This window comes from Oceanirhabdus sp. W0125-5 (assembly GCF_027938815.1).
In the GTDB taxonomy this organism is placed as follows: Bacteria; Bacillota; Clostridia; order Clostridiales; family Clostridiaceae; genus Oceanirhabdus.
The window spans coordinates 5111983-5132709 of sequence record NZ_CP115913.1 but is presented as its reverse complement, the minus strand read 5'-3'; the positions used below and the strand labels follow the sequence as shown (position 1 = coordinate 5132709).

20 protein-coding genes are annotated in these 20727 nt (G+C 28.2%); 19 read left to right on the top strand and 1 reads right to left on the bottom strand.

Features of this window, described 5'->3' with window-relative positions; translation table 11 throughout:
• Positions 1 to 208 precede the first annotated feature (208 nt).
• Entirely contained in the window at positions 209 to 1216 is a 1008-nt protein-coding gene (locus OW730_RS23795) for a hypothetical protein (RefSeq protein WP_271226542.1), read from the top strand.
• A gap of 235 nt (positions 1217 to 1451) precedes the next feature.
• On the opposite strand, the gene OW730_RS23790 is transcribed toward OW730_RS23795, so the two are convergent.
• The gene (locus OW730_RS23790; RefSeq protein WP_271226541.1) at positions 1452 to 1997 is read right to left on the bottom strand and encodes an NADH peroxidase; all 546 of its coding nucleotides are present in this window, start codon (positions 1995 to 1997) and stop codon (positions 1452 to 1454) included.
• Between the two features lie 336 nt (positions 1998 to 2333).
• Here OW730_RS23790 and OW730_RS23785 point away from each other — a divergent pair, with 336 nt between their 5' ends.
• The 18 genes from OW730_RS23785 to OW730_RS23700 all read left to right on the top strand — a co-directional run bounded on the left by OW730_RS23785 (position 2334) and on the right by OW730_RS23700 (position 20706).
• The gene (locus OW730_RS23785) at positions 2334 to 2702 is read left to right on the top strand and encodes a MerR family transcriptional regulator (RefSeq protein ID WP_271226540.1); all 369 of its coding nucleotides are present in this window, start codon (positions 2334 to 2336) and stop codon (positions 2700 to 2702) included.
• Between the two features lie 45 nt (positions 2703 to 2747).
• Complete coding sequence (locus OW730_RS23780) at positions 2748 to 3707, top strand: phosphotransferase family protein (protein WP_271226539.1); 960 nt, start codon at positions 2748 to 2750, stop codon at positions 3705 to 3707.
• 25 nt (positions 3708 to 3732) lie between these two features.
• Positions 3733 to 4302: a DUF4269 domain-containing protein gene (locus tag OW730_RS23775; RefSeq protein WP_271226538.1), complete on the top strand. Its 570-nt coding sequence runs from the start codon at positions 3733 to 3735 to the stop codon at positions 4300 to 4302.
• 269 nt (positions 4303 to 4571) lie between these two features.
• Positions 4572 to 5588 (top strand): type I glyceraldehyde-3-phosphate dehydrogenase, encoded by a 1017-nt coding sequence (gene gap / locus OW730_RS23770; protein ID WP_271226537.1) that lies wholly within the window; start codon positions 4572 to 4574, stop codon positions 5586 to 5588.
• Between the two features lie 317 nt (positions 5589 to 5905).
• Positions 5906 to 6403 (top strand): hypothetical protein, encoded by a 498-nt coding sequence (locus tag OW730_RS23765; RefSeq protein ID WP_271226536.1) that lies wholly within the window; start codon positions 5906 to 5908, stop codon positions 6401 to 6403.
• A 180-nt stretch (positions 6404 to 6583) separates the two neighbouring features.
• Entirely contained in the window at positions 6584 to 8299 is a 1716-nt protein-coding gene (locus OW730_RS23760; protein ID WP_271226535.1) for an ABC transporter ATP-binding protein, read from the top strand.
• Positions 8300 to 8586: 287 nt separating this feature from the next.
• Positions 8587 to 9969, top strand: a complete 1383-nt coding sequence (locus tag OW730_RS23755; RefSeq protein ID WP_271226534.1) for an ArsR/SmtB family transcription factor — start codon at positions 8587 to 8589, stop codon at positions 9967 to 9969.
• A gap of 58 nt (positions 9970 to 10027) precedes the next feature.
• Positions 10028 to 11173: a GNAT family N-acetyltransferase gene (locus tag OW730_RS23750; RefSeq protein WP_271226533.1), complete on the top strand. Its 1146-nt coding sequence runs from the start codon at positions 10028 to 10030 to the stop codon at positions 11171 to 11173.
• Positions 11174 to 11467: 294 nt separating this feature from the next.
• Entirely contained in the window at positions 11468 to 12523 is a 1056-nt protein-coding gene (locus OW730_RS23745; RefSeq protein WP_271226532.1) for a GNAT family N-acetyltransferase, read from the top strand.
• A gap of 150 nt (positions 12524 to 12673) precedes the next feature.
• Entirely contained in the window at positions 12674 to 13486 is an 813-nt protein-coding gene (locus OW730_RS23740) for a hypothetical protein (protein WP_271226531.1), read from the top strand.
• Positions 13487 to 13670: 184 nt separating this feature from the next.
• Positions 13671 to 14633, top strand: a complete 963-nt coding sequence (locus OW730_RS23735) for a GNAT family N-acetyltransferase (RefSeq protein ID WP_271226530.1) — start codon at positions 13671 to 13673, stop codon at positions 14631 to 14633.
• A gap of 340 nt (positions 14634 to 14973) precedes the next feature.
• Positions 14974 to 15993, top strand: a complete 1020-nt coding sequence (locus OW730_RS23730) for a phosphotransferase enzyme family protein (protein ID WP_271226529.1) — start codon at positions 14974 to 14976, stop codon at positions 15991 to 15993.
• Positions 15994 to 16344: 351 nt separating this feature from the next.
• Positions 16345 to 16644, top strand: a complete 300-nt coding sequence (locus OW730_RS23725) for a hypothetical protein (protein WP_271226528.1) — start codon at positions 16345 to 16347, stop codon at positions 16642 to 16644.
• Between the two features lie 107 nt (positions 16645 to 16751).
• A complete protein-coding gene (locus OW730_RS23720; RefSeq protein ID WP_271226527.1) occupies positions 16752 to 17033 on the top strand; it encodes a CPCC family cysteine-rich protein in 282 nt (93 codons plus the stop codon).
• Between the two features lie 629 nt (positions 17034 to 17662).
• The gene (locus OW730_RS23715) at positions 17663 to 18982 is read left to right on the top strand and encodes a nucleotide sugar dehydrogenase (protein WP_271226526.1); all 1320 of its coding nucleotides are present in this window, start codon (positions 17663 to 17665) and stop codon (positions 18980 to 18982) included.
• A 241-nt stretch (positions 18983 to 19223) separates the two neighbouring features.
• Positions 19224 to 19898, top strand: a complete 675-nt coding sequence (locus tag OW730_RS23710; RefSeq protein ID WP_271226525.1) for a zinc dependent phospholipase C family protein — start codon at positions 19224 to 19226, stop codon at positions 19896 to 19898.
• Between the two features lie 13 nt (positions 19899 to 19911).
• Positions 19912 to 20223, top strand: coding sequence for an ArsR/SmtB family transcription factor (locus tag OW730_RS23705; protein WP_271226524.1), 312 nt, complete (start codon positions 19912 to 19914; stop codon positions 20221 to 20223).
• Between the two features lie 171 nt (positions 20224 to 20394).
• Positions 20395 to 20706 (top strand): ArsR/SmtB family transcription factor, encoded by a 312-nt coding sequence (locus OW730_RS23700; RefSeq protein ID WP_271226523.1) that lies wholly within the window; start codon positions 20395 to 20397, stop codon positions 20704 to 20706.
• Positions 20707 to 20727: the final 21 nt, after the last annotated feature.

Sequence of the window (20727 nt, the reverse complement as noted above, 5' to 3'; positions counted from 1 at the left end):
AATATTATATAAAAATACTAAGTATTTAGAGGCTATATATATTATTTTGCCTCTATTTTTATTTACAAAGAATTCATAAATATACTAAAGAGTCATAGATTTTAAAATTGAGTCAAATCCTAGGTGGAATTAATTAATTTACTAGTATATAATTATTAAGAAAAATATCAAATTTACAAAACTAATGAATAAAAGGTAGGAGATATTTATGAAAATTAAAAGACTGGTAAGCGGAGCATTAGTTGCAGTAAGTTTAGCAACTGTAATCACTGGATGCGGAAAAAGTAATGAGGTGAATAAAAATAAGAATGCAGAGAATACAAAAATAGAGAATAAGAAAAATGAGAACAAGAATGGACAAGCTGATAAAAATGAAGCTAGTACTAAAGTATACGATGAGTTTTTAAAAGTACTTGAAGGAAAGAATGTACTAGAGACTAAAGAATACATAGTTAAAAATATAGAAAATGTTTCAGCAGAAATTGCTGATAAAATGGTAGGTGAATATGAATTATTAATAAAAGCTAATTATATGGAGTTAATTGATAAATTCAATTCACCAAAATATTTTAATGCAGTTAATGAAACAAAGGATGAAGAATATAATTTACAGTTAGAAGCAATCAAAGATGAAGAGATTAAAAAAGAAGTTATGGATGTTGTTGCTTCAGGATATACATTTGAAATGGCAGAAGGAGATTACTATCTTGCTATGGATTATGCTATGATCAATGATACCTTTGGTAAATATCTATCAGAGAAAATAAAACCATACTACGAAATAAGAAAAAAAGAATTAGATAAACCAACATTTGTAGAAGAGTATCTTAATATTGAATTTGATGAAATTAAAAATAGAGTAGTAACTCTTGAGTCATTTATTAAGAATAATAATGATTTCAAGAATATAGAAGATGCAAAAGAGATGATGAGATGGTATGTACAAGCATTATTAACTGTAGATCATTTCAACAGTACTGTGGACTATGAAACTGGTGAAGTAAAAGAAGTTGTTAAAAATACATATGAAGAACTTAAGTCAAGTGATCTTAAAATAATAAAAGAAGCAGTAGAAGAAATGGATAAATTCCTAGCTGAAAATAATTATGTATTAAAGCCTGATAACCAAGAGGCATATAATAAACTTTTTGAGATTAAGTTTAAATTAATTGATGAGGTTAGTGATAAAGTTGAGGAATACTACTTTAAGAATTAGAAGTAAAAATTAAAAGAATAAATTTTTTAAAATAAATCCCGAGTGAATTGACTTCGCTGGGGATTTATTTTATATAATAATAATTCAAATACAATATTTTATCACAGATAAAATGAGTAAACTTTCGTTGTTCTAAAGAACAATAAAATATAGGTTCTGCGTAAGCAGAACCATCCATCGTTGTCCATTATCCACTGTCCACTTTCAACTAAAAAAAGGCCATTGGCCTTTTTTATTATTTAAAGAGTCTATCTAACAATCCTTTAAAAGCAGCACCATGTCTTGCTTCATCTTTACACATTTCGTGAACAGTGTCGTGAATTGCATCTAAGTTAAGTTTCTTAGCTAAAGTAGCTAACTCTTTTTTACCTTTGTTAGCACCATATTCAGCTTCAACTCTCATTGCAAGATTTTTCTTAGTAGAATCAGTTACAACTTCACCGAGTAATTCAGCAAATTTAGCAGCGTGTTCAGCTTCTTCCCATGCAATTCTCTTATAAGCTTCTGCAACTTCTGGGTAGCCTTCTCTATCTGCCTGTCTACTCATTGCTATATACATACCAACTTCAGTGCATTCACCAATGAAGTTTTCTCTTAAACCTTTAACTACTTCTTCGTCTACACCTTTAGCAACTCCTATTTTATGCTCATCAACCCATTTCATGTTGTTCTCATCTAATAATTGAAACTTTTCAGCTCCAGCTGAACATACTGGGCATTTATCTGGTGCATTATCTCCTTCATGTACATATCCACATACTAAACAAACGTGCTTTTTCATAATAACATCCTCCTAAATAATTATATTTGACCTTTTATTTTTTATTTCTATTTAATTCAGTTTTAAATATTATTTGTTTTTGTAGTACCTTGTTTTGCTTATCTATCTTACAATTATTATTATATAATAATAATTATCTGTTGGCAAGTGTTTTTTTTAGTTTTTTAAAAAATTTTCTATTAGTTATATTAGTCACAGAATTGTTTATACTATTTATTTTTCTATTTTAGAAAATTCACCTTATTGATTATTTTTGATATAAAAAATTCTATTGCCTTAAAGTATACTTTAAGTGATAAGATAGATATAACATGTTTTCAATTGGGGGAGATTGAAGTGAAAATAAGAGAAATTTCAAAAGAAACTGGACTTTCTACTTCAACTATTAGATATTACGAGCAGCAGAACTTGATTCGTGGAGTGGAAAGAGATAAAAATGGAATAAGAAACTTTTCAGAAGATGATAAAAAGTGGATTAAATTTCTTTCATCAGTTAAGAGAGCGGGGCTTTCATTAGAGCAAATGATGCATTATGCTGAATTATTCTACAGTAAAAATGAAAGTATTCCTCAAAGACTGGAAGTGACAAAACAATGTAGAGAGAGTTTAATAGAAAAAATGAATGAAATAAAAAAGGGAATTGAATTTCTTGATCATAAAATTGATTATTATAATGAGAAAATTTATAGGAAGAATAAAAAATAATTTATAATGAAAAAAGAGGAAATAAAAATGGGGGGAGAGTTATAAATGAGTGATAGAACCGAAAGAGTTAATAAAGTAATTGAAATAAATTTAGACATTGCAGATAAACTAATTAAACTTTATAAAGCCGATTACTGTGTTGAAAAAATTGAAAGATTTGCTGGGGGCAAAAGTACATCTAATTATAAAGTGAAAATAAAGGATTTAGATTTAGAGTTAGTGTTAAGAGTATATCCTCAGAAAAGCGCAATTTGTGAAAAAGAACATACTTTAAGCCAGAAATTAAAAAAAGTTGTACCGATTCCTGAAATGTATTATTTAAATACTGATAAAATGATTATTGATAAATCTTACTCAATAATAGAATACTTAGATGGAATTACTCTAGACGAGTATATTGAAAGAAATAATAAATTTCCTGAATCCTTGGCTAGGGAAATAGGAGAAAAATTAGCACTATTACATCATACAGAATATCATAAAGAAGGGTTATTGGATAATAATCTTAATTTGACAGATGAACTTCCTCCAATTTTATTGTGGTATAAGCATTTTTTAAATGGTATAGCTGGCAGCAGGTTAGAGGAATCAACTAAAAGTAAGCTTATTAAGTTTATTGAAAACAATAATGATCTTTTAATAAGAATGACTAAAAAATTTGTATTATGTCATGGGGATTTCAGACCAGCAAATTTACTTGTAAAGGATAATAAATTAGTGGGGATTCTTGATTGGGAATTTTCTTTATCTGCTCCATGTTATTTCGATATTGGTCAGTTTACACGTGTTGAAGAATACATGTTGTATGGTGTACAAAACAGTTTTATTGAGGGATATAATAGTAATGCTAAATATCCATTAACTGATGATTGGAGAAAGTTATCTAAACTTATGGATTTAGCTAATCTACTTTCTTTTTTAAATGCTAAAGATGAAAAGCCAAATTTATATCAGAATATGAAAGCACTAATAGATAAGTCCTTGGAATTTTTAATAGAAAATTAGATGTTTGGTAACAAGGAGGATTATTATGGAATTTGATTGGAGAAATATAAAATACTTAAATAAGGGATCAAAGAAACAAAAATCTGCCTATGATGTTTTAATTAAAAGTAAGATTTTTAAAATTCTCAAAGACTATTACCCAGTTCTGATTGGGACAATTCCAATAGGAATTGATGTTGAAAAAAGTGATTTAGATATAGCATGTGAAGTTTATGATTTTAATAAATTCGAGGAAGTAGTACGAGGTTCATTTAGTAATTATAGTGATTTTTTTATTGAAAGAATTATTAAAGAGTGTAAAGAAGTTTTAGTTGCTAATTTTTTTGTTGATGAATTTGAGATTGAAATATATGCAGAAGCATTGCCAGTAGAAAAGCAAAACGGGTATAGACATATGATTATTGAAGATAGAATTTTAAACATAGGTGGAAAGAACCTTAAAAATCAAATTATTAAATTTAAAAAAGAAGGGTTAAAAACAGAGCCGGCTTTTGCAAAATACTTGAACTTAGGTGGAAATCCTTATGATGAGTTATTAAAAATTGAGTTTATCAGTAATGAGGATATAAAGAAGTTAGTGAATAAAACAAAATAATATATGGTGATTTTTCAAAATATAGATTTTACAAAATTAATTTTAGTCGCTTTCACTTTTAGTGAAGGCGACTATGTTTTTAATAAATAAAACATATAAATATAAACTTTTTATGAAATGTGTTGACAAAATGGAAGAATAGAGTTATAAATAATATGACACAAATAACGAATGAAACATAATATATATAAAAAATGTTATACAATAAACTAAAAAGTATAACACAAATATTTATAACAATTAAACATAATATATTAGGAGGTATTATCATGACTATTAAAATAGGTATTAATGGTTTTGGTAGAATTGGTAGAACATTTTTAAAAATCGCTGAGGAAAGGTTAGATGATAGTGTTGAAATAGTAGCACTTAATGCTAGAGCACAAAATGAGACTTTAGCTCATTTATTTGAATTTGATTCATGCTTCGGAAGATTTAAAGGTAATGTTGATTTTGATGATGAGAACTTAATTATAAATGATAAAAAAATAAAGGTTTTCCACAAAAATAGTCCAAGCGAAATACCATGGAATGAGGTTGGAGTAGATTTAGTCGTTGAATCTACAGGAAAATTTAAGACAAAAGAGGAATTAAGAGGACATATTAAAGGTGGAGCAAAGAAAGTTATTTTAACAGCACCAGGTAAAGAAGAAGATATAACTATGGTGATGGGAGTTAATGAGAATGAATATAATCCAGAAGAGCATGAAATAATTTCAAATGCATCTTGTACAACTAATTGTATAGCACCAGTTATTAAAGTTATCGATGAAGTATTTGGTATAGAAAAAGGATTAATAACTACTGTTCATTCATACACAAATGATCAACAGATTTTGGACAAGACACATTCAGATTTAAGAAGAGCAAGAGCAGCAGCAGAATCAATAATACCTACAACAACTGGAGCAGCTAAGGCAGTTGCAAAAGTTATACCTCAAATGGAAGGAAAATTAAATGGTTTTGCATTAAGAGTACCAACTCCAACTGTTTCAATAACAGATATTGTTTGTGAATTAAAATGTAATGCCACTAAAGAAGAAGTAAATGAAGCAATTGAAAAGGCTTGCAATACAAAGTTAAACGGAGTACTTGGTATTGAGAAGAAACCTCTTGTATCAGTTGACTATAAAGGTGATAACAGATCATCAATAGTTGATGCTCCATCAACTATGGTAATTGGGGATAACATGGTTAAAATAGCAGCATGGTATGATAATGAGTGGGGTTATTCTGCAAGAGTTGTTGATATGGTTAACTACGTAGCAAAGAGCATTAATGCTTAGTATAAATTAAAGTTAAGTACACTTAAATAGTTAATATAGTAATAAAAGCACACACCTAGATTTATAAGTGAGGAGTTAGGAGATTCTAACTCCTCATTTATTATGTAATTAATTTATGAATTAATAATATTCTTAATATATTCTAATGAGTTACTTTAAAAGGGCAATTGATTTCATATTTGATGATACAGTATTTCTTTTAAGTTTTTTTATTTTTTAACTATATGGTAAAATATTTAATTTATATAAAAAATTACATTAAATATATTATAATAGATATTGAGAAAGATTGCTTCATTTTGAAAGGGTGATTATATATGGAATTAATTATAAAGTTGTTAGCAGGTGTAATAATTTTATTTCTTTTTGTTGGTGCTACTGATGATTACTTGTTGGTAGTTGTGAGTTTATCAGTATTCTTTTTATTGCTTAAGCTTTGTCTTAGAGAGGTTAATAAGGATAAAAGATCACCAAGTATTTGTAAATGCAAAAGAGGATTAAATATGGAATTAATTATCAAATTGTTATCAGGTGTAATAATCTTATTTCTTATTATTGCTGCTACTGGTGATTTATTGTTAGTAACTGTGAGTTCATTAGTATTTTTTTTATTACTTTATCTTTGTCTTAGAGAAGTTAACAAAGATAAAAGGTTCCCTAGTGTTTGCAAGTGCAAAAGAGGTGAGTTAGTTAAATATGATGAAGGAGAAAATGGTATAGAGGTAAGCTGCATAACTAAGAAAGGGGTAAGAAAGCAAGTAAAGGAAGTATATAAGTGTAAGAATTGTGGCCGTATTACAATAGTAATTGATTGATTAAAATTTTTAGATTTTCAATATTGTTAAATCAACTGCTCTTATGAGCAGTTTTTTTGTTAAGTATTTAGATGTTTATTAAAAAGAATGTTGACACTTATTTAAAATTGTATTATATTGGTATTAGATAGTGATTAAAAATAATATTAGATTATAATTGAAAATCAAGGGGATGATGGGATGAAAAAATATATTTTAAAGTTCAAAGGATTGTTTATACTTACCAATACTTTGGTAATAATTAATGCGGCTATTAGTGTGGCTCTAGCATTTATGTTTAAATATATATTTGATATAGTAGAAACAGCTAGTGTGGAAACGTTTTTTAAAGGAATGGTGATTTTTGGAGGTTATATTGCCATTGGGTTTGTATTTGAACTTTGTCTTAAAATTTCAAAGGCTGTTTATATAAAGAAAACTTTAAGTTATTTAAAAGGAGATGTATTTTCTCATATTCTAAACAAAGATATGAGGAGTTTTAATGAGGAAAACAGTGCAAAATATATTTCAGTATTAACCAATGATGTAAATATGATTGAACAAGATTGTCTATTAAGTATTTTTAATTTAGTTAAATATGCATCAGGATTTATATTTGCATTTATTTCAGTAATATATATAAGTATTCCTATAACAATTGCCATATTTATAGTAACTATTTTAGCTTTACTTATACCTAAGTTATTTGGTAAAAGGTTATCGGAGAAAAAGTCTAAATATTCTGAATCGCTAGAGGAGTTAACAGGTAAAACGAAAGATATCCTCTCTGGATTTGAAGTTATAAGGAATTTTAATATTTTCTCAAGAGCAAAAGAGATGTATAACAAAAGCAATGTTAATTCAGAAACTAAAAAGGAGAAATTCGCAATCTTTAGTGGTATAGTGGATTCAATAGCTGAACTTTTAGGTACATTAATGTTTGTAGCCCCTATAGTTTTTGGTGGATATTTTGTTATTAAAGGAGAAATAACAATAGGAACATTAATAGCATTAATACAATTAATGAATAATTTATCTAGTCCATTAGTTCAAAGCATAAAAATAGTTAATAAAATCAAATCAATGAAAAATATATCTCAAAAGATAAATTCCATTACAAAAGAAACGGTTAAAGATGAGTCAAAATATAAATTAGATGTTTTTAATAATAATATTGAGTTTAAAAATGTATCTTTCAGCTATGATGATAATAAACTGGCTTTAGAGAACATTAATATAAAATTTGAAAAGGGTAAAAAATATGCTCTAGTAGGAGCTAGTGGAAGTGGAAAATCAACTGTGTTAAAGCTTCTATTAAGATATTATAATAATTTCCATGGAAATATAACTATAGATGGAATGAGTCATGAAGAAATAATGCTGGATGATATTTATAAGCAACTTTCAGTAATTCAACAAAATGTATTTATTTTTGATGGAACTATTAAGGATAACGTAGCATTATATCAAGATTATAGTGATGAAGAAATTATTAAAGCTATGAATTTATCAGGATTATCAAAATTATTGGAGAATTTACCTAATGGTATATATGAATCTGTTGGAGAAAATGGATGTAAGTTATCTGGAGGAGAAAAGCAGAGAATAGCAATAGCAAGAGCTCTAATGAAAAACTCATCAATAATGCTTCTTGATGAATCAACTTCTGCGTTAGATAATGAAACAGCATATAGTATTGAGAAATCTCTTTTAAGATTAAAAGATGTAACATCCATAGTTGTGACACATAAATTAATGGAAGATATCTTAAAGGATTATGATGAAATAATAGCTATGAAAGATGGGAAAGTAGTAGAAAGTGGAGATTTTTACAGTTTAATTAATAAAAAAGGATACTTCTATAGTTTGTATTATGTTGAAGAAGGATTAGAAAATAAAATTGAGATGGCATCTTAATAGGTATAGAGATTCAAGTATAACTTGATTTATACCTGAATCTCTATAAGAGTGTATTTGGTAAAATGCCACTACACTCTTATTTTATGTTAAAATGTTTATAATATAGATATTCTACCGTGAAATTTGATTTATGTACACCTTAGATAAAGTTATACGATAAGGGTTCCAAAATCTCAGCGGTTCAATGAGTTAGGACAGGCGAAAATCAAGTATACACCGTAGAAAAAAGTATATATAATTTCATTAACTGAGATATCTATATAATTTCTTTAGAAGGTGAACATATGGCAATTATTGTAGATTATAAGAATATAGAAATTGACAATTTAATTATGAGCTTATCTATGGGAGCAAATCTTCAAGATACATATGATTTATATGCACAGTATGGTCTTACCATTGATAAAGATGTAAAAAAGCTTTTAAAACATATTGATGTTAATAAGAAAATTGATAGAATAATGTTAAATAAATTATTTAAAAACTACTCTACCAAAGGAAGAGATACAACCTTATTTCATTATGTTTTTAGTTGGAGACAATGGTCTATTGGCAAAGACCTTGATGAGTTTTTGAATTACTTAGAAAATATTGATGAAAATAAGATTTTAAATAAAATATATTATAAACTGTTGAGATTTTATAAGGATAAAGAGCATGTTGAAATAAATGATAATGAAGTTAAAATAGAAGAAGTTATAGAATTACTACTTAAACTAGAATTGAATACTGATTTTAAGTGGGGTATATTGGAAGTATGTTGGGATGTAAAAGGATTCTTCATAAAGTGCAGTGAATTTTTAAGAGAGACTAGAAAAATATTAGAAAATAAACTTCAATTTTTTGATGAAAAGGGAAGACAGTGGGGAAAAGAGCTCAAAAATAGAATTGATAATGAGGGGTTTAAAATAATTAAAAGTGTTTTAGATGATTTTAGTGAGGAAGAATATAATAATATCTTTGTATCTCCAAGAATAATAGACAGTTATGCAATTGACTGGAATCATATTAATAATGGAGAAGAAATTTATTTTTATATAGGAGAAAACTTTGAGTTTTTAAACGACAAATTTGGTTTAGAGAGCGATAAAAAGTGGGTTCAAACCGTACTTAAGAATCTCTCTGAAAGCAGCAGACTTCAAATAATGACTCTTTTAAAAGAAAAACCAAGATACGGAGTAGAGCTTGCAGAAAAGCTTCAATTAACTAACGCTACTGTAACTCATCACTCAACAATCTTGAATTTTATTAAATTGATAGATGATACTAGAATAGATAATAGAACTTACTTCAAAATAAGAAAATCTTCCATAGATAAATTCATAGACATATTTATGAGTGAGTTTAATATTCAACAACTGGAGAAAGATGTTTATGAAACTTTAATACAGGAGGAAGATATAGAAAATACATTTTTAAATATATTAAAGTGTATTTCAGATTCAAGCAGATATGATTTATTAAAACTTATCAGTGAAAAAGAAATGTATGGTGGAGAGCTTGCACAAGCAATGAGTCTTTCAGTAGGATCAATTTCATATCATACTTCATCACTTATATCTTGTGGGCTAATTAGTAAGAAAAGAGTTAGTGGTAGAGTTTATTACGAAACAAATAAAGAAAACTTAATTAAATGGATAATGATGTTTGAAGATAGGTTTAGATAATAATACATTAATAATTAGGAAGAATAATATATAAGTAATATGCAAAAGGAGTGGGAAAATGGATAATACAAGCAGAGAAATAAAACTAAAAAAACTACCAATTGAAAGATATGAGGAGTTTTTAAGAATATTGGACAAGGCTTACGAGATGAAGGAAGATAAATGGTTTATGAAGAATCTGCCTCATATTTATGCTAATGATGATTTGGTTAATATGTCCCATGTGGTAGGTGGTAGTAATTCAAGTGATTTGAGTGATTTGAGTGATGTGGGGATTGGACAAGCTAAAGAGATGATTCAATGGAATTACATAAATGAGGAAGGTGGAGATATAACAAGTGGATTAGGGATTTTCCCACAGCAGCTTAGAGCAAAATGTGCAGGAAAAGATATTGTATTTGATCTTGGTGGAATAGGATCAGTATTTGCAGTTAAGGAGCATAGAGGTAAGGGTGGTATGTCTTCAGCCTTAAAGGATGCTATAAATATAATGACAGAAGATAAATATCAGTTATCGTGGTTATCTGGAGATAGATACAGATATAGAAATTATGGATGGGATTATGCTGGAAGTTATTATAAGTTTACAGTTTATATGAGAGATCTTGAGAGATACTTCACAGATATAAATGAGTGTGATTCGGTTATTCCAACAGATGAGCAAATTTCATCATTAAAGAAAATATATTCAATGTTTGAAAGTGGAATTGTGAGAGATGATGAGATGTGGAGAACACACTTATCTAGAAAAAATTTAAATTGGTCGTATGTTGAGAAAGATGATAAGAAAGCGTATATGGTACAGTATGGGAATAATGCTGATTTTATTCCAGAAATTCAAGGTGATGCAGAATGTGCAGTTATGCTGCTAATGAATCATATGAGAAAAGAAAATTTAGAGAAAGTAATCATACTGGCACCTAGTGGAGATACTCTAATGAATAAGTTATTAAAGCACATTTCAGGAGATATGGTAATTAATAATTGTGGTTCAATAAAGATAATGGACTATGACTGTATTTGGGAAATGATTAAAGATAACTTTAATCACGTGGATAAACAAATAGATAAAAATATGAGAAATGCATTTATAAGAAGAATATTTGGATTTTGGTATGATGATATTGAATTGACAGATGGGTTAAAGCAATTAGCTGAGAGATATAAAATTAATTGGTGGATGTCTACTTTAGATATGGTGTAGGTAAGAGAAATCAGAGTCGAAACGGGGACGGTTCATAAATTTTTGTAAATAAGTCAGTTGGACAAGTATTTGCGAAGTTTTTATGAACCGTCCCCGACTTGTTTTTTTAAGTAAGTATACTTTAGTTATAAGTAAACTATACCTATATATTTAATAAAATTCTTTATAAAATTTAAGTATAAATATAATTTTAAGGGGGATTGGCTTGAAAAGTCTAAATCTTTATATTTGTGAGGATGTGCAAATTTAAAAGAAATAATAATAATTTTAAATATGATAGGGGAATCGTGGTAAATGTATAAATTAAATGAGAAGAATTTTGATAGAGTAAAGGAGTTAGTAAAGGATTATTCAATAGAATTATCAATTTTTTCTGTGATTGAGGGTAATATGCCTGGAGAAATTTACGTTGACAATGAAGATATGCCATCATCTGTATTAATTAAGACTCCTGAATGTACCTTGTTAGCAGGTAATGCAGATAATAGTGATTTTAATGAGGGAATAAAAAATATATTAGATTTTTGGGATCAAGTTACTTTTGCTTCAGAGAAATGGGAAGAAAAAATTGAAGAGTTTCATAAAAATAAATTTATAAGAAAATATAAGAGAAGGCATTATATTTTAAATAAATTTAAATATAGTGATTATCGAAATAGATTGGAAGAGGGGTTCTATCTTGAGAAAGTAGATCCCTATGAAATAAGTAAAAGTAACTTAGAAAATTCAGAAGATGTTATTGAATGGGTAAATAATTGGGGAAGTTTTGATAATTTCATTGAAAATGGTGCAGGTTTTATTGTAAGAAATGATAAAACAATAGTAAGTTGGTCTCTTACTGACTGTTTATATAATAAGAAAGTTGAAATAGGAATTAATACTGATGAAGATTATAGAAAAAGAGGATTTGGAGCTATAGCGGCAGCTGCTACTGCAGATTATTGTTTATCGAATGGTATAGAAGAAATAGGTTGGCATTGTGTAGATACAAACATTGGCTCAATATGTATAGCAGAAAAGTTAGGGTTCCAAAGAGCACAGGATTATTATTCATTTACCCCATATCCACCTATAGAAAATGAAAGTGATTTGGATGAAGAACAATGGACGGAATGGGCTCTTTATTATGAAGATGCAATTAAGACAGAACCAGAGTTGATGATGGTTTGTGCATTTTGCTGGGCTAGGGCAAATAATGTTGATGAAACAATAAAAATCATAAATATTAATAAAGAAACTGGATGGAAGAGTGAAGTTCAAAGATTAGCTAATCACCCAATATTCTTAAGGTTTAAAGATAATTTAAAGTGGAATGAATTTTTAAATTATTTAATTAAAGAATGGGAGTAAGCTAGGGACGGTTCATAAGAACTGAGTTTAGTGGAATCTGTACAAGCAAAACTTTATTTTAAATGAACCGTCCCTGAATAAAACTTGTAATTTAAGTAAGCTACGTATATATAAATAAACACTAAAGCACTAGATAAAAGGAGAGAAAGAGTGAAATATAAGAAAATCTTTGATTTTACAAAGGTACCTTTAGTATTAATAAAGAGATTAATATTTAAGAAAAAAGTTAAGAGCGACATAAGAGATTTGATTTATATAAATTACAATATATGTAATAAGGAAGTTGTTTCTTATGGAATAGAGTTTAAAGAATTTATTTTAGCGTTAAAGGAAAAACCTAATTATTTATTAGTGATAGAAGGGAATTATTGGGGAAGTGGATTTGATTTTAACACAAGGTGTCAGTATAGCGATAAAGCGGATTTAAATGAGTTTATTGAAGAAAATGTATATAGCTATGGAGATTTCTGTTGGGTAGATTTTGAAGATGAAGAGAACCTTAATAAACTTAAACCAATTGAAGTTGCAGAGTTATTATATTTAGGTAAATTAGGAAAGCCAATAAATAAACCTTTATTCGAAAAGTTGAGCAATAGGTTTGTATATTTGGCACATGATGATGGTTGGTATAACCACACTTACTATAGAAATGAAGAAGATTATAAAGATATAATATATGGAGTAATAAATTCTAAAATTAAAAGACTATATAATTTTAACATTGATTATATAGGAGATGAAATACTTAATAAGATTATAAGATTAAGTGAAGAAGGTTGCGCAATTGACATAAAAAAATTGAGAATAGATAAAGATAACCAATTAAGCATACCTATTTATATAATAGGAAAACATCAAGATATGGATGAAGTATATAGTTTATGTAGAGAAAAAGAAGTAATAGTGAATTATGAATTGATAATGGATGATGATTTGTGGGAACTAAGAAGACAAGCTAAGTAAAGATCATAAAAAGTTACTTTAAGGGTAATGAGGGTAAAATATTTAAGTTTTTAAGTTGGGGACGGTTCATAAATTTTATTATGAACATAGTAGGATAAGCGAGATATAAATATTCATGAACCGTCCCTAACATGCCACGTTTGACTAGCTTGGATGTAAGCTTTATTTTTAGGAGGTAATGAGAATGGTTAATAATTTTAAAATAAGTAATATGGAATTTTCAGATGTAAATGAGGCAAAAGAAATATGGCATAATCAATATAAAAGGTATTGTGATAATAGTTCATTTCCTTCATTTTGGAAAAATGACAAAGAATCAGTTGAAAGATTTTTAAATTGGAAGATAAAAAATAATAATGCTATTGTTGCAAAATTGGATAATAAGGTGGTAGGTTTTTTAGCATATGATGTTTTCCCTTTCCATGGAGAAAACTCAGCATTTTGTCCTGCAATTGGACACGCTGTTGTTGAAGAATATAAAGAAAGAGTATATTTAGAATTATATAAAAGTATTTCACATGAATGGGTTAAGAAAAATATTTTTAATCATTTATGGACTATATTTTTTAATGATGTTAAGTTAAAAAACGTTTTATTTGAATTAGGTTATGGTTCATATTTAATTGATGCATTTAATGACTCAAATATTAGTTCAAGTGAAAAATCTATATGTGAGATCAGAAAAGCTACTATTGAAAATATTGATGTTTTATATGAACTTGTAGAGGAATCAAATGAGTATTATGAATCAGCACCATTGTTTTTAAAGAGAGACAAGTATTCTAAAGAGGAAATTAAAGCTTTTATAGTAAAAAATAATGTGTTTATTGCATGGGATAAAGAACTTCCTATAGGTTTTATTAATCTAAGTATTAATGAAGATAACGATGTGATAAATATGGCTGTAAAAAACTGTGGCTTGATAGATGAAATAGGTGCATATATAAAATTAGAATATAGAAATAAAAAAGTAGGAATTCATTTATTAAAAAGGGTAAATGATTATTGTCGTGAAAATAATATTCCATATATTCATGTTGATTTTGAGACTGCAAATTTATATGGTAATAAATTTTGGAAAAAATATTTTGATCCGATGTTGTTATCAATGAGAAGACCAATAAATAGAGATATAAATAAGGCATAAATAAAGAGTACAAGTTGGGGACGATTCATAAAAAGTTTGGTATAAGGGAATGATTGTGGATTGGACAAGTTAGGGACGGTTCATAAATTTTTGTATGAAGCTGGTAGACAAGCGAGATATAAATATTCATGAACCGTCCCCTAAAAGTTTTACAAATAGGTATTATTTGATTATAACCAAATGATACCTATTTTTTGTTTCTAAAAGGTTATAGAATATAAGTAATGACTAGAGATTTGAGAAGGGAGTGAGCGGAATGAAGCACGTTATCATACGAACTGATAGTTTAATTTCGATTGGAGGTTTTAAAAAATAAAAAAATTTGGAGTGAATCATATATATGATGAAATTGAAACACTTAATTAATAATGATAAATTAGCAGAATTAATTCTGAAATTATGGATAGATGGTAATGAAGTAATGGATATAGATTCTAAAGAAAGTTGGGAACATTTTAGAAGTAGTGAAAATGCTACTACATTCGTTAGAGCTTCATCAAATACTATATATATTGTAAAACATGAAGGAGAAAGATTCTTTTTAAGATATGCTCCTGTTGAGGAAAAAGAATTTGAACAAGTTAAATCTGAGATAGAATTTGTTCAATATTTAAGAACTCAAGGGTATGAAGCGGTAGAAGTTGTACCTTCTAAAACAAATAAGACAGTTGAACTTATAAAAACTGAATATGGAACTTATGTAGCGTCTATGTTTAAAGGGGCAAAAGGGGATAGCTTAGAGGATGCAAAGTTAAATGAAAAGATAATGTATGAACACGGTAAGAATTTAGCAAGGTTACATAATCTGAGTAAAAAGTGTGATAAGAAAAATAGGCCGAGTTATTTAGATATATTTGAAAGAATAAAGAAGTATCTAAAGTCAATACAAGATGAGCTAGCTCTCAAGGAATTGGAGCTACTGAAAGAGTTCTTCTTAACTTTACAAATAGACGATTCAAACTTTGGATTGATACATTATGATTTTGAATTAGATAATATTATTTATAATGATGAGAATGATAATATGACAGTGATTGATTTTGATGATTCTATGTATCATTGGTTTGTGATGGATATTGTACAAGCGCTAGAGAGTATATCAGAAGAAGTTGATTCAGAGGACAAGGAGTCCTTCCAACAGGCATTCTTAGAAGGATATAGAAGTGAGAAGGAAATAGATGAAGAAATATTTAAACATTATGATGTATTCAAAAGGTTTGGAAATTTATATGGATATATGCGTACTGTAAGGTCGTGTGAAGAAACTGTAGAGAATGAACCAGAGTGGATGCCTGGATTAAGAGAGCGTTTAGAGAATGGTATAAGAGAAGATAGTGCTGAGTTTGGAAAGGCTTTATAGATAGTAAGTGTAAGTAAGACAAATTGGGGACAAATTGGGGACGGTTCATAAAAAGTTTGTTTTAACATAGAATTTTGGGGACGGACAAGCGAGGGACGGTTCATAAGTTTTGAGATGAATTAAACTGGAAAAGTAAAAATAGAGTAGGGGACGGTTCATAAGAATTAAGAATAGCGAAGTAGGGACAAGCTACTCTTAATTTTTTATGAACCGTCCCCTTGTGTATTGTAACTTGATTTAAATTTGCACACTAGGACTAGTTAATAATTTAGTGAATTAAACATCACTAAAATCATATACATTATATATGTATATTAATATGAAAATAATTAAAGGGAGTCAAACAATTTTATGATTGGTATAGTATTTACGTTATTTTCAATATTTTTTATTTTAATAAGCAGTTTCTTAACATATGTAGCTTTCAAGCAGAATAAATCCATAACTTTAAGATTTATTCCTAGCTTTATGTGCTTATTAGGAATTTTGTTTTTTGGAATAGGTCCCTATATTTTTAATTATGCTAAAGGAATTACACTAGGTTTGATTTTTTTATTTTTAGGAATTTTTTCTGGAATTGCATTTTGGGTTTCAGTAATAACGCTTATTTATTTGATGTTAATATATAAGAATAATGATAGAATCAAATAGTTATTTAGATAAATAGTGTTTATATTTTATAGTAAGATTGGACAAGTTTAGATTTAAGAATAAACTTATGAGATTAAAACAAATATACAAGAGAGGAGCATTTAAATATGAGTGAGAAAAAATATGTATGCCCTTGTTGTGGATATCTGACATTAGAAGAACCTACAGGATCATATGATATTTGCCCAATCTGTTTTTGGGAAGATGAAGGTATGTATGATGATCCAGATGAAATAAGTGGAGCAAATGGTGTTTCTTTAAGAGTTGCACAGCAGAATTTTAAAGAGTTCAATGCATGTGCCAAAAAGTGTCTTCAATATGTTAGAAAACCAACTGAAGATGATGTATATAAAGGACCTCTAGATATAAGTGAGATAAAGAAAAAGTGATAGATGATATGAGTAATTAATATACTTATTGAGAATGCAGAGGCTGATATGCTGATATAACTTAAGGTTCAGAAGTAATTATATGTAGGCGGTGGATAAGCTTGTTTTATCTACCGCCTTTATAAGTTTTCACAATAATTCTTCTAAGTTAATATAATTAGTTTATAAGAAAATTAATAAAAGAGCTTTAAATAAGGATGGACAAACTATCAGTTGTTTATCTAGTGTAATTGACTGGAAGTGGTCAAGAGGGTGTGAAATAAGTGTATTAAACGATAAAAACATAATGCATTTTTCAAGAATCAATCATTGAGTTATATGGAAAAAACAGTTAATATATAAGTATAGAGAGTTTAACTAAAAATTATAATAAGTAAATCTTAAGTATTAAGGAACATAAAACTAATTTCAATTTTAGAGCTCAGGAATATAGAAATTTGAAAGTAAAGAATGAACATTCTTTATGAAAAGATGAAAGTTTTATAACAATTTCTTTAGAAAGCTTGACCACACTAATGGAATATTGATATAAAAGTATAGTACATGGATTATAAAAGTCAGTTTTGTAACTGTAAATAGTAATATTGGTATAATTGGTCAGTAGAATTAATGATAAGCGAGGGAATAAAATGAATTTATACAATAAAATCATAAATAGAGAAGAGAAGATATCAATAATTGGATTAGGATATGTAGGAATGCCTTTAGCTATAGCTTTTGCAGAAAAAGTTGATGTTATTGGATTTGATGTGAACAAAGAAAAGGTTGCAATGTATCATAAGGGAATTGATATGACAGGTGAAGTGGGAGATGAAGCAATAAAGAATACAACAGCAGTATTTTGTTGTGATGAAGAGAGACTGAAGGACGCTAAGTTACACATTGTTGCAGTTCCAACACCAACGAATGAGGATAAAACTCCAGATTTAAGACCTGTGATTGGAGCTTCTAAAACTTTAGGAAGAAATTTAACTGAGGGATCAATTGTTGTTTATGAATCAACAGTATATCCTGGGTTAACTGAAGAGGTTTGTATACCAATACTTGAAGAAGAATCAGGATTAAAATGTGGAGTAGATTTTAAAATAGGATATTCACCTGAGAGAATTAATCCAGGCGATAAGGTTCATAGACTGCAGAATATCGTTAAGGTAGTATCGGGAATGGATGAGGAATCATTAGATATAATTGCTAAAGTATATGAACTTGTAGTTGAAGTAGGGGTTCATAGAGCAGAGAGCATAAAGGTGGCTGAAGCATCTAAAATAATAGAGAATTCACAGAGAGATTTAAATATTGCATTCATGAATGAAATAGCAATGATCTTTGATAGAATGGGGATAGATACTCAATCAGTTATTGCAGCAGCAAATACAAAATGGAACTTCTTGCTGTTTGAACCAGGTTTAGTTGGAGGACACTGTATAGGGGTTGATCCTTACTACCTTGTACATCAGGCAGAGAGATTTGGTCATGAGTCAAAGGTTATTGCAGCAGGAAGAAAAGTTAATGATGGTATGGGTAAATTTGTAGCTGAAAAAACAATCAAGAAGTTAATTAAAGCTGGAAAGAATGTGAGTAAAGCTAAAATTGGTATTCTTGGACTTACTTTTAAGGCAAATTGTCCAGATATAAGGAACACTAAGGTAATAGATATAATCAATGAATTAAATGAATATGGTGTTGAAATCAAGGTGACTGACTGCATGGCTGATAAGGAAGAAGTAAGAGAAGAATATGGAATGGAACTTGTAGATATCGAAGAAATTAAAGATGTTGATGCAATAATAGTTGCAGTTGGACATAATCAATATAAAGACTTGAATTTTGATAGATACAGAGAATTCTTTAGAGTAAATTCAGAAGAAGATAGGGTACTAGTAGATGTTAAAGGAATTCTTAATAAGAAAGAAGCTGAGCAATACGGATATATGTATTGGAGATTATAATAGTATATTGTATACTTTAATTTAAAGATAAACGAGTAGTTGAGAATAGAATGTAGATTTTCAATTGCTCGTTTTTTTATTTTGCAAGGCAGGAGAATGTTTGGAGAATGGACAAACTTGTAACACACTGGGGACGGTTCATAAAAAGATTAAGGGGTGAATAAACAAGCTATCACAATTATGATGAAAGTGGTATAATTTAGGATATAACAAATAATGCAAATAATTGGGGGAAGAATTTATGGCAACATGGGTGGCACATATTAGAGTTGCAGAAAGGTTATTAGAAAAATTTAAGTTAGTTGAAGAAATGTTTTTAGCAGGAAATATTGCACCGGATAGTGGTGTTCCAAATGAAGATCATTCTGTATTTACACCTGGTAAGAAAATAACTCATTGGTTAGATAAATCTTTAAAAAATGAAGAATATCTTGAAATAAACTCAGAAAGTTTTTTTGACAAATACATAAAGGGTAGAGAACTTGAAAAAAAAGAAAAATCATTTCTTATAGGATATTACACTCACCTTTTAACTGATATTGAATGGTCAAAGATGCATAGAAAAATTATCAATCAAGATAAAGAGTTCAAAGAAGAATTAACTAAAGACAAGAATTTTATTTGGACTGTAAAGAAAGATTGGTATGGTCTAGATTATAAATATATAATAGAGAATGAGAATTGTATATTTAACAAGGTGTACAAGCATATAAAAGAAATACCAGATTATTTAGAGTATTTTCCTAAAGGTGCTTTTATAAATCAAAAGGAAGCGATAGTAGATTATTATACTGAGAAGAATGAGCATAAATTCAATAAGGAATTCAAGTATTTAACAGAAGATATGATGGATAAGTTTGTTGAAGAATGCTCGGCTGAAATTATAGAGATATTAAATAAAAAATGTGTTTTGTAAAGGAGAGAAATGATTGGAGAATAGAGTGGAAGTATTTAAGGCCTTATCAGATGTTAACAGATTAAAAATTATAGATATGCTTTCCTGTGGAGAGTTATGTGTAGGTGATTTAATAGAAGGGTTAGAGCTTAGTCAACCTACAATATCTCATCATATGAAGATATTAAAGCAAGCTGGTTTAGTTAAATCATATAAAATAGGTAAATGGACTAAATACTCATTAAATAAAGAGTCATTTGAAGATATAGCTGAGTTTATTAAATACATTTCTTCTTTCAAGGAAGATTGTATTTGTAATAAGGTTAAAAAAGGTTGTTGTAATTAAAAAGAGTTTAAGTTATAAGTTCGAAGAAACGCTTGATAAGCAAAGTTTATCAAGTGTTTTTTTATAATTGAGTATTTTTAAAATATCATTGACAAAAATAAAGTTATTGAATAGTATATACGTATGGATATATTTAAATGTATCGATGTGTAGGGAAAAGGAGGTAAATAATTGGAGAAGAAAGTTGAAGTTTTTAAGGCCTTAGCAGATAGCAACAGATTAAAGATTCTAGATATGCTTTCTTGTGGAGAATTATGTGTATGTGACTTGATTGAGGGCTTAGAACTTACTCAGTCCACAGTATCACATCATATGAAAATACTAAAGCAAGCAGACTTGGTTAAATCAAATAAGATTGGTAAATGGACTAAGTATTCAATTAATAAAGATACATTTGAAGATATAGAGAATTTTATTAAGTACATATCTACATTTAAGGATGACTGTATATGTAATAAGGTTATAAAAAAAAATTGTGATTAATGAGAATTATATTATTATAAA

What these genes read in the sequence shown, in the direction of transcription:
- OW730_RS23780 (WP_271226539.1), top strand. Translation starts at nt 2,748, where the DNA reads ATGAGTGATAGAACCGAAAGAGTTAATAAAGTAATTGAAATAAATTTA.
- OW730_RS23730 (WP_271226529.1), top strand. Translation starts at nt 14,974, where the DNA reads ATGATGAAATTGAAACACTTAATTAATAATGATAAATTAGCAGAATTA.
- OW730_RS23715 (WP_271226526.1), top strand. Translation starts at nt 17,663, where the DNA reads ATGAATTTATACAATAAAATCATAAATAGAGAAGAGAAGATATCAATA.
- OW730_RS23735 (WP_271226530.1), top strand. Translation starts at nt 13,671, where the DNA reads ATGGTTAATAATTTTAAAATAAGTAATATGGAATTTTCAGATGTAAAT.
- OW730_RS23765 (WP_271226536.1), top strand. Translation starts at nt 5,906, where the DNA reads ATGGAATTAATTATAAAGTTGTTAGCAGGTGTAATAATTTTATTTCTT.
- OW730_RS23750 (WP_271226533.1), top strand. Translation starts at nt 10,028, where the DNA reads ATGGATAATACAAGCAGAGAAATAAAACTAAAAAAACTACCAATTGAA.
- OW730_RS23790 (WP_271226541.1), bottom strand. Translation starts at nt 1,997, where the DNA reads ATGAAAAAGCACGTTTGTTTAGTATGTGGATATGTACATGAAGGAGAT.
- OW730_RS23745 (WP_271226532.1), top strand. Translation starts at nt 11,468, where the DNA reads ATGTATAAATTAAATGAGAAGAATTTTGATAGAGTAAAGGAGTTAGTA.
- OW730_RS23760 (WP_271226535.1), top strand. Translation starts at nt 6,584, where the DNA reads ATGAAAAAATATATTTTAAAGTTCAAAGGATTGTTTATACTTACCAAT.
- OW730_RS23720 (WP_271226527.1), top strand. Translation starts at nt 16,752, where the DNA reads ATGAGTGAGAAAAAATATGTATGCCCTTGTTGTGGATATCTGACATTA.
- OW730_RS23755 (WP_271226534.1), top strand. Translation starts at nt 8,587, where the DNA reads ATGGCAATTATTGTAGATTATAAGAATATAGAAATTGACAATTTAATT.
- OW730_RS23795 (WP_271226542.1), top strand. Translation starts at nt 209, where the DNA reads ATGAAAATTAAAAGACTGGTAAGCGGAGCATTAGTTGCAGTAAGTTTA.
- OW730_RS23775 (WP_271226538.1), top strand. Translation starts at nt 3,733, where the DNA reads ATGGAATTTGATTGGAGAAATATAAAATACTTAAATAAGGGATCAAAG.
- OW730_RS23710 (WP_271226525.1), top strand. Translation starts at nt 19,224, where the DNA reads ATGGCAACATGGGTGGCACATATTAGAGTTGCAGAAAGGTTATTAGAA.
- gap (WP_271226537.1), top strand. Translation starts at nt 4,572, where the DNA reads ATGACTATTAAAATAGGTATTAATGGTTTTGGTAGAATTGGTAGAACA.
- OW730_RS23725 (WP_271226528.1), top strand. Translation starts at nt 16,345, where the DNA reads ATGATTGGTATAGTATTTACGTTATTTTCAATATTTTTTATTTTAATA.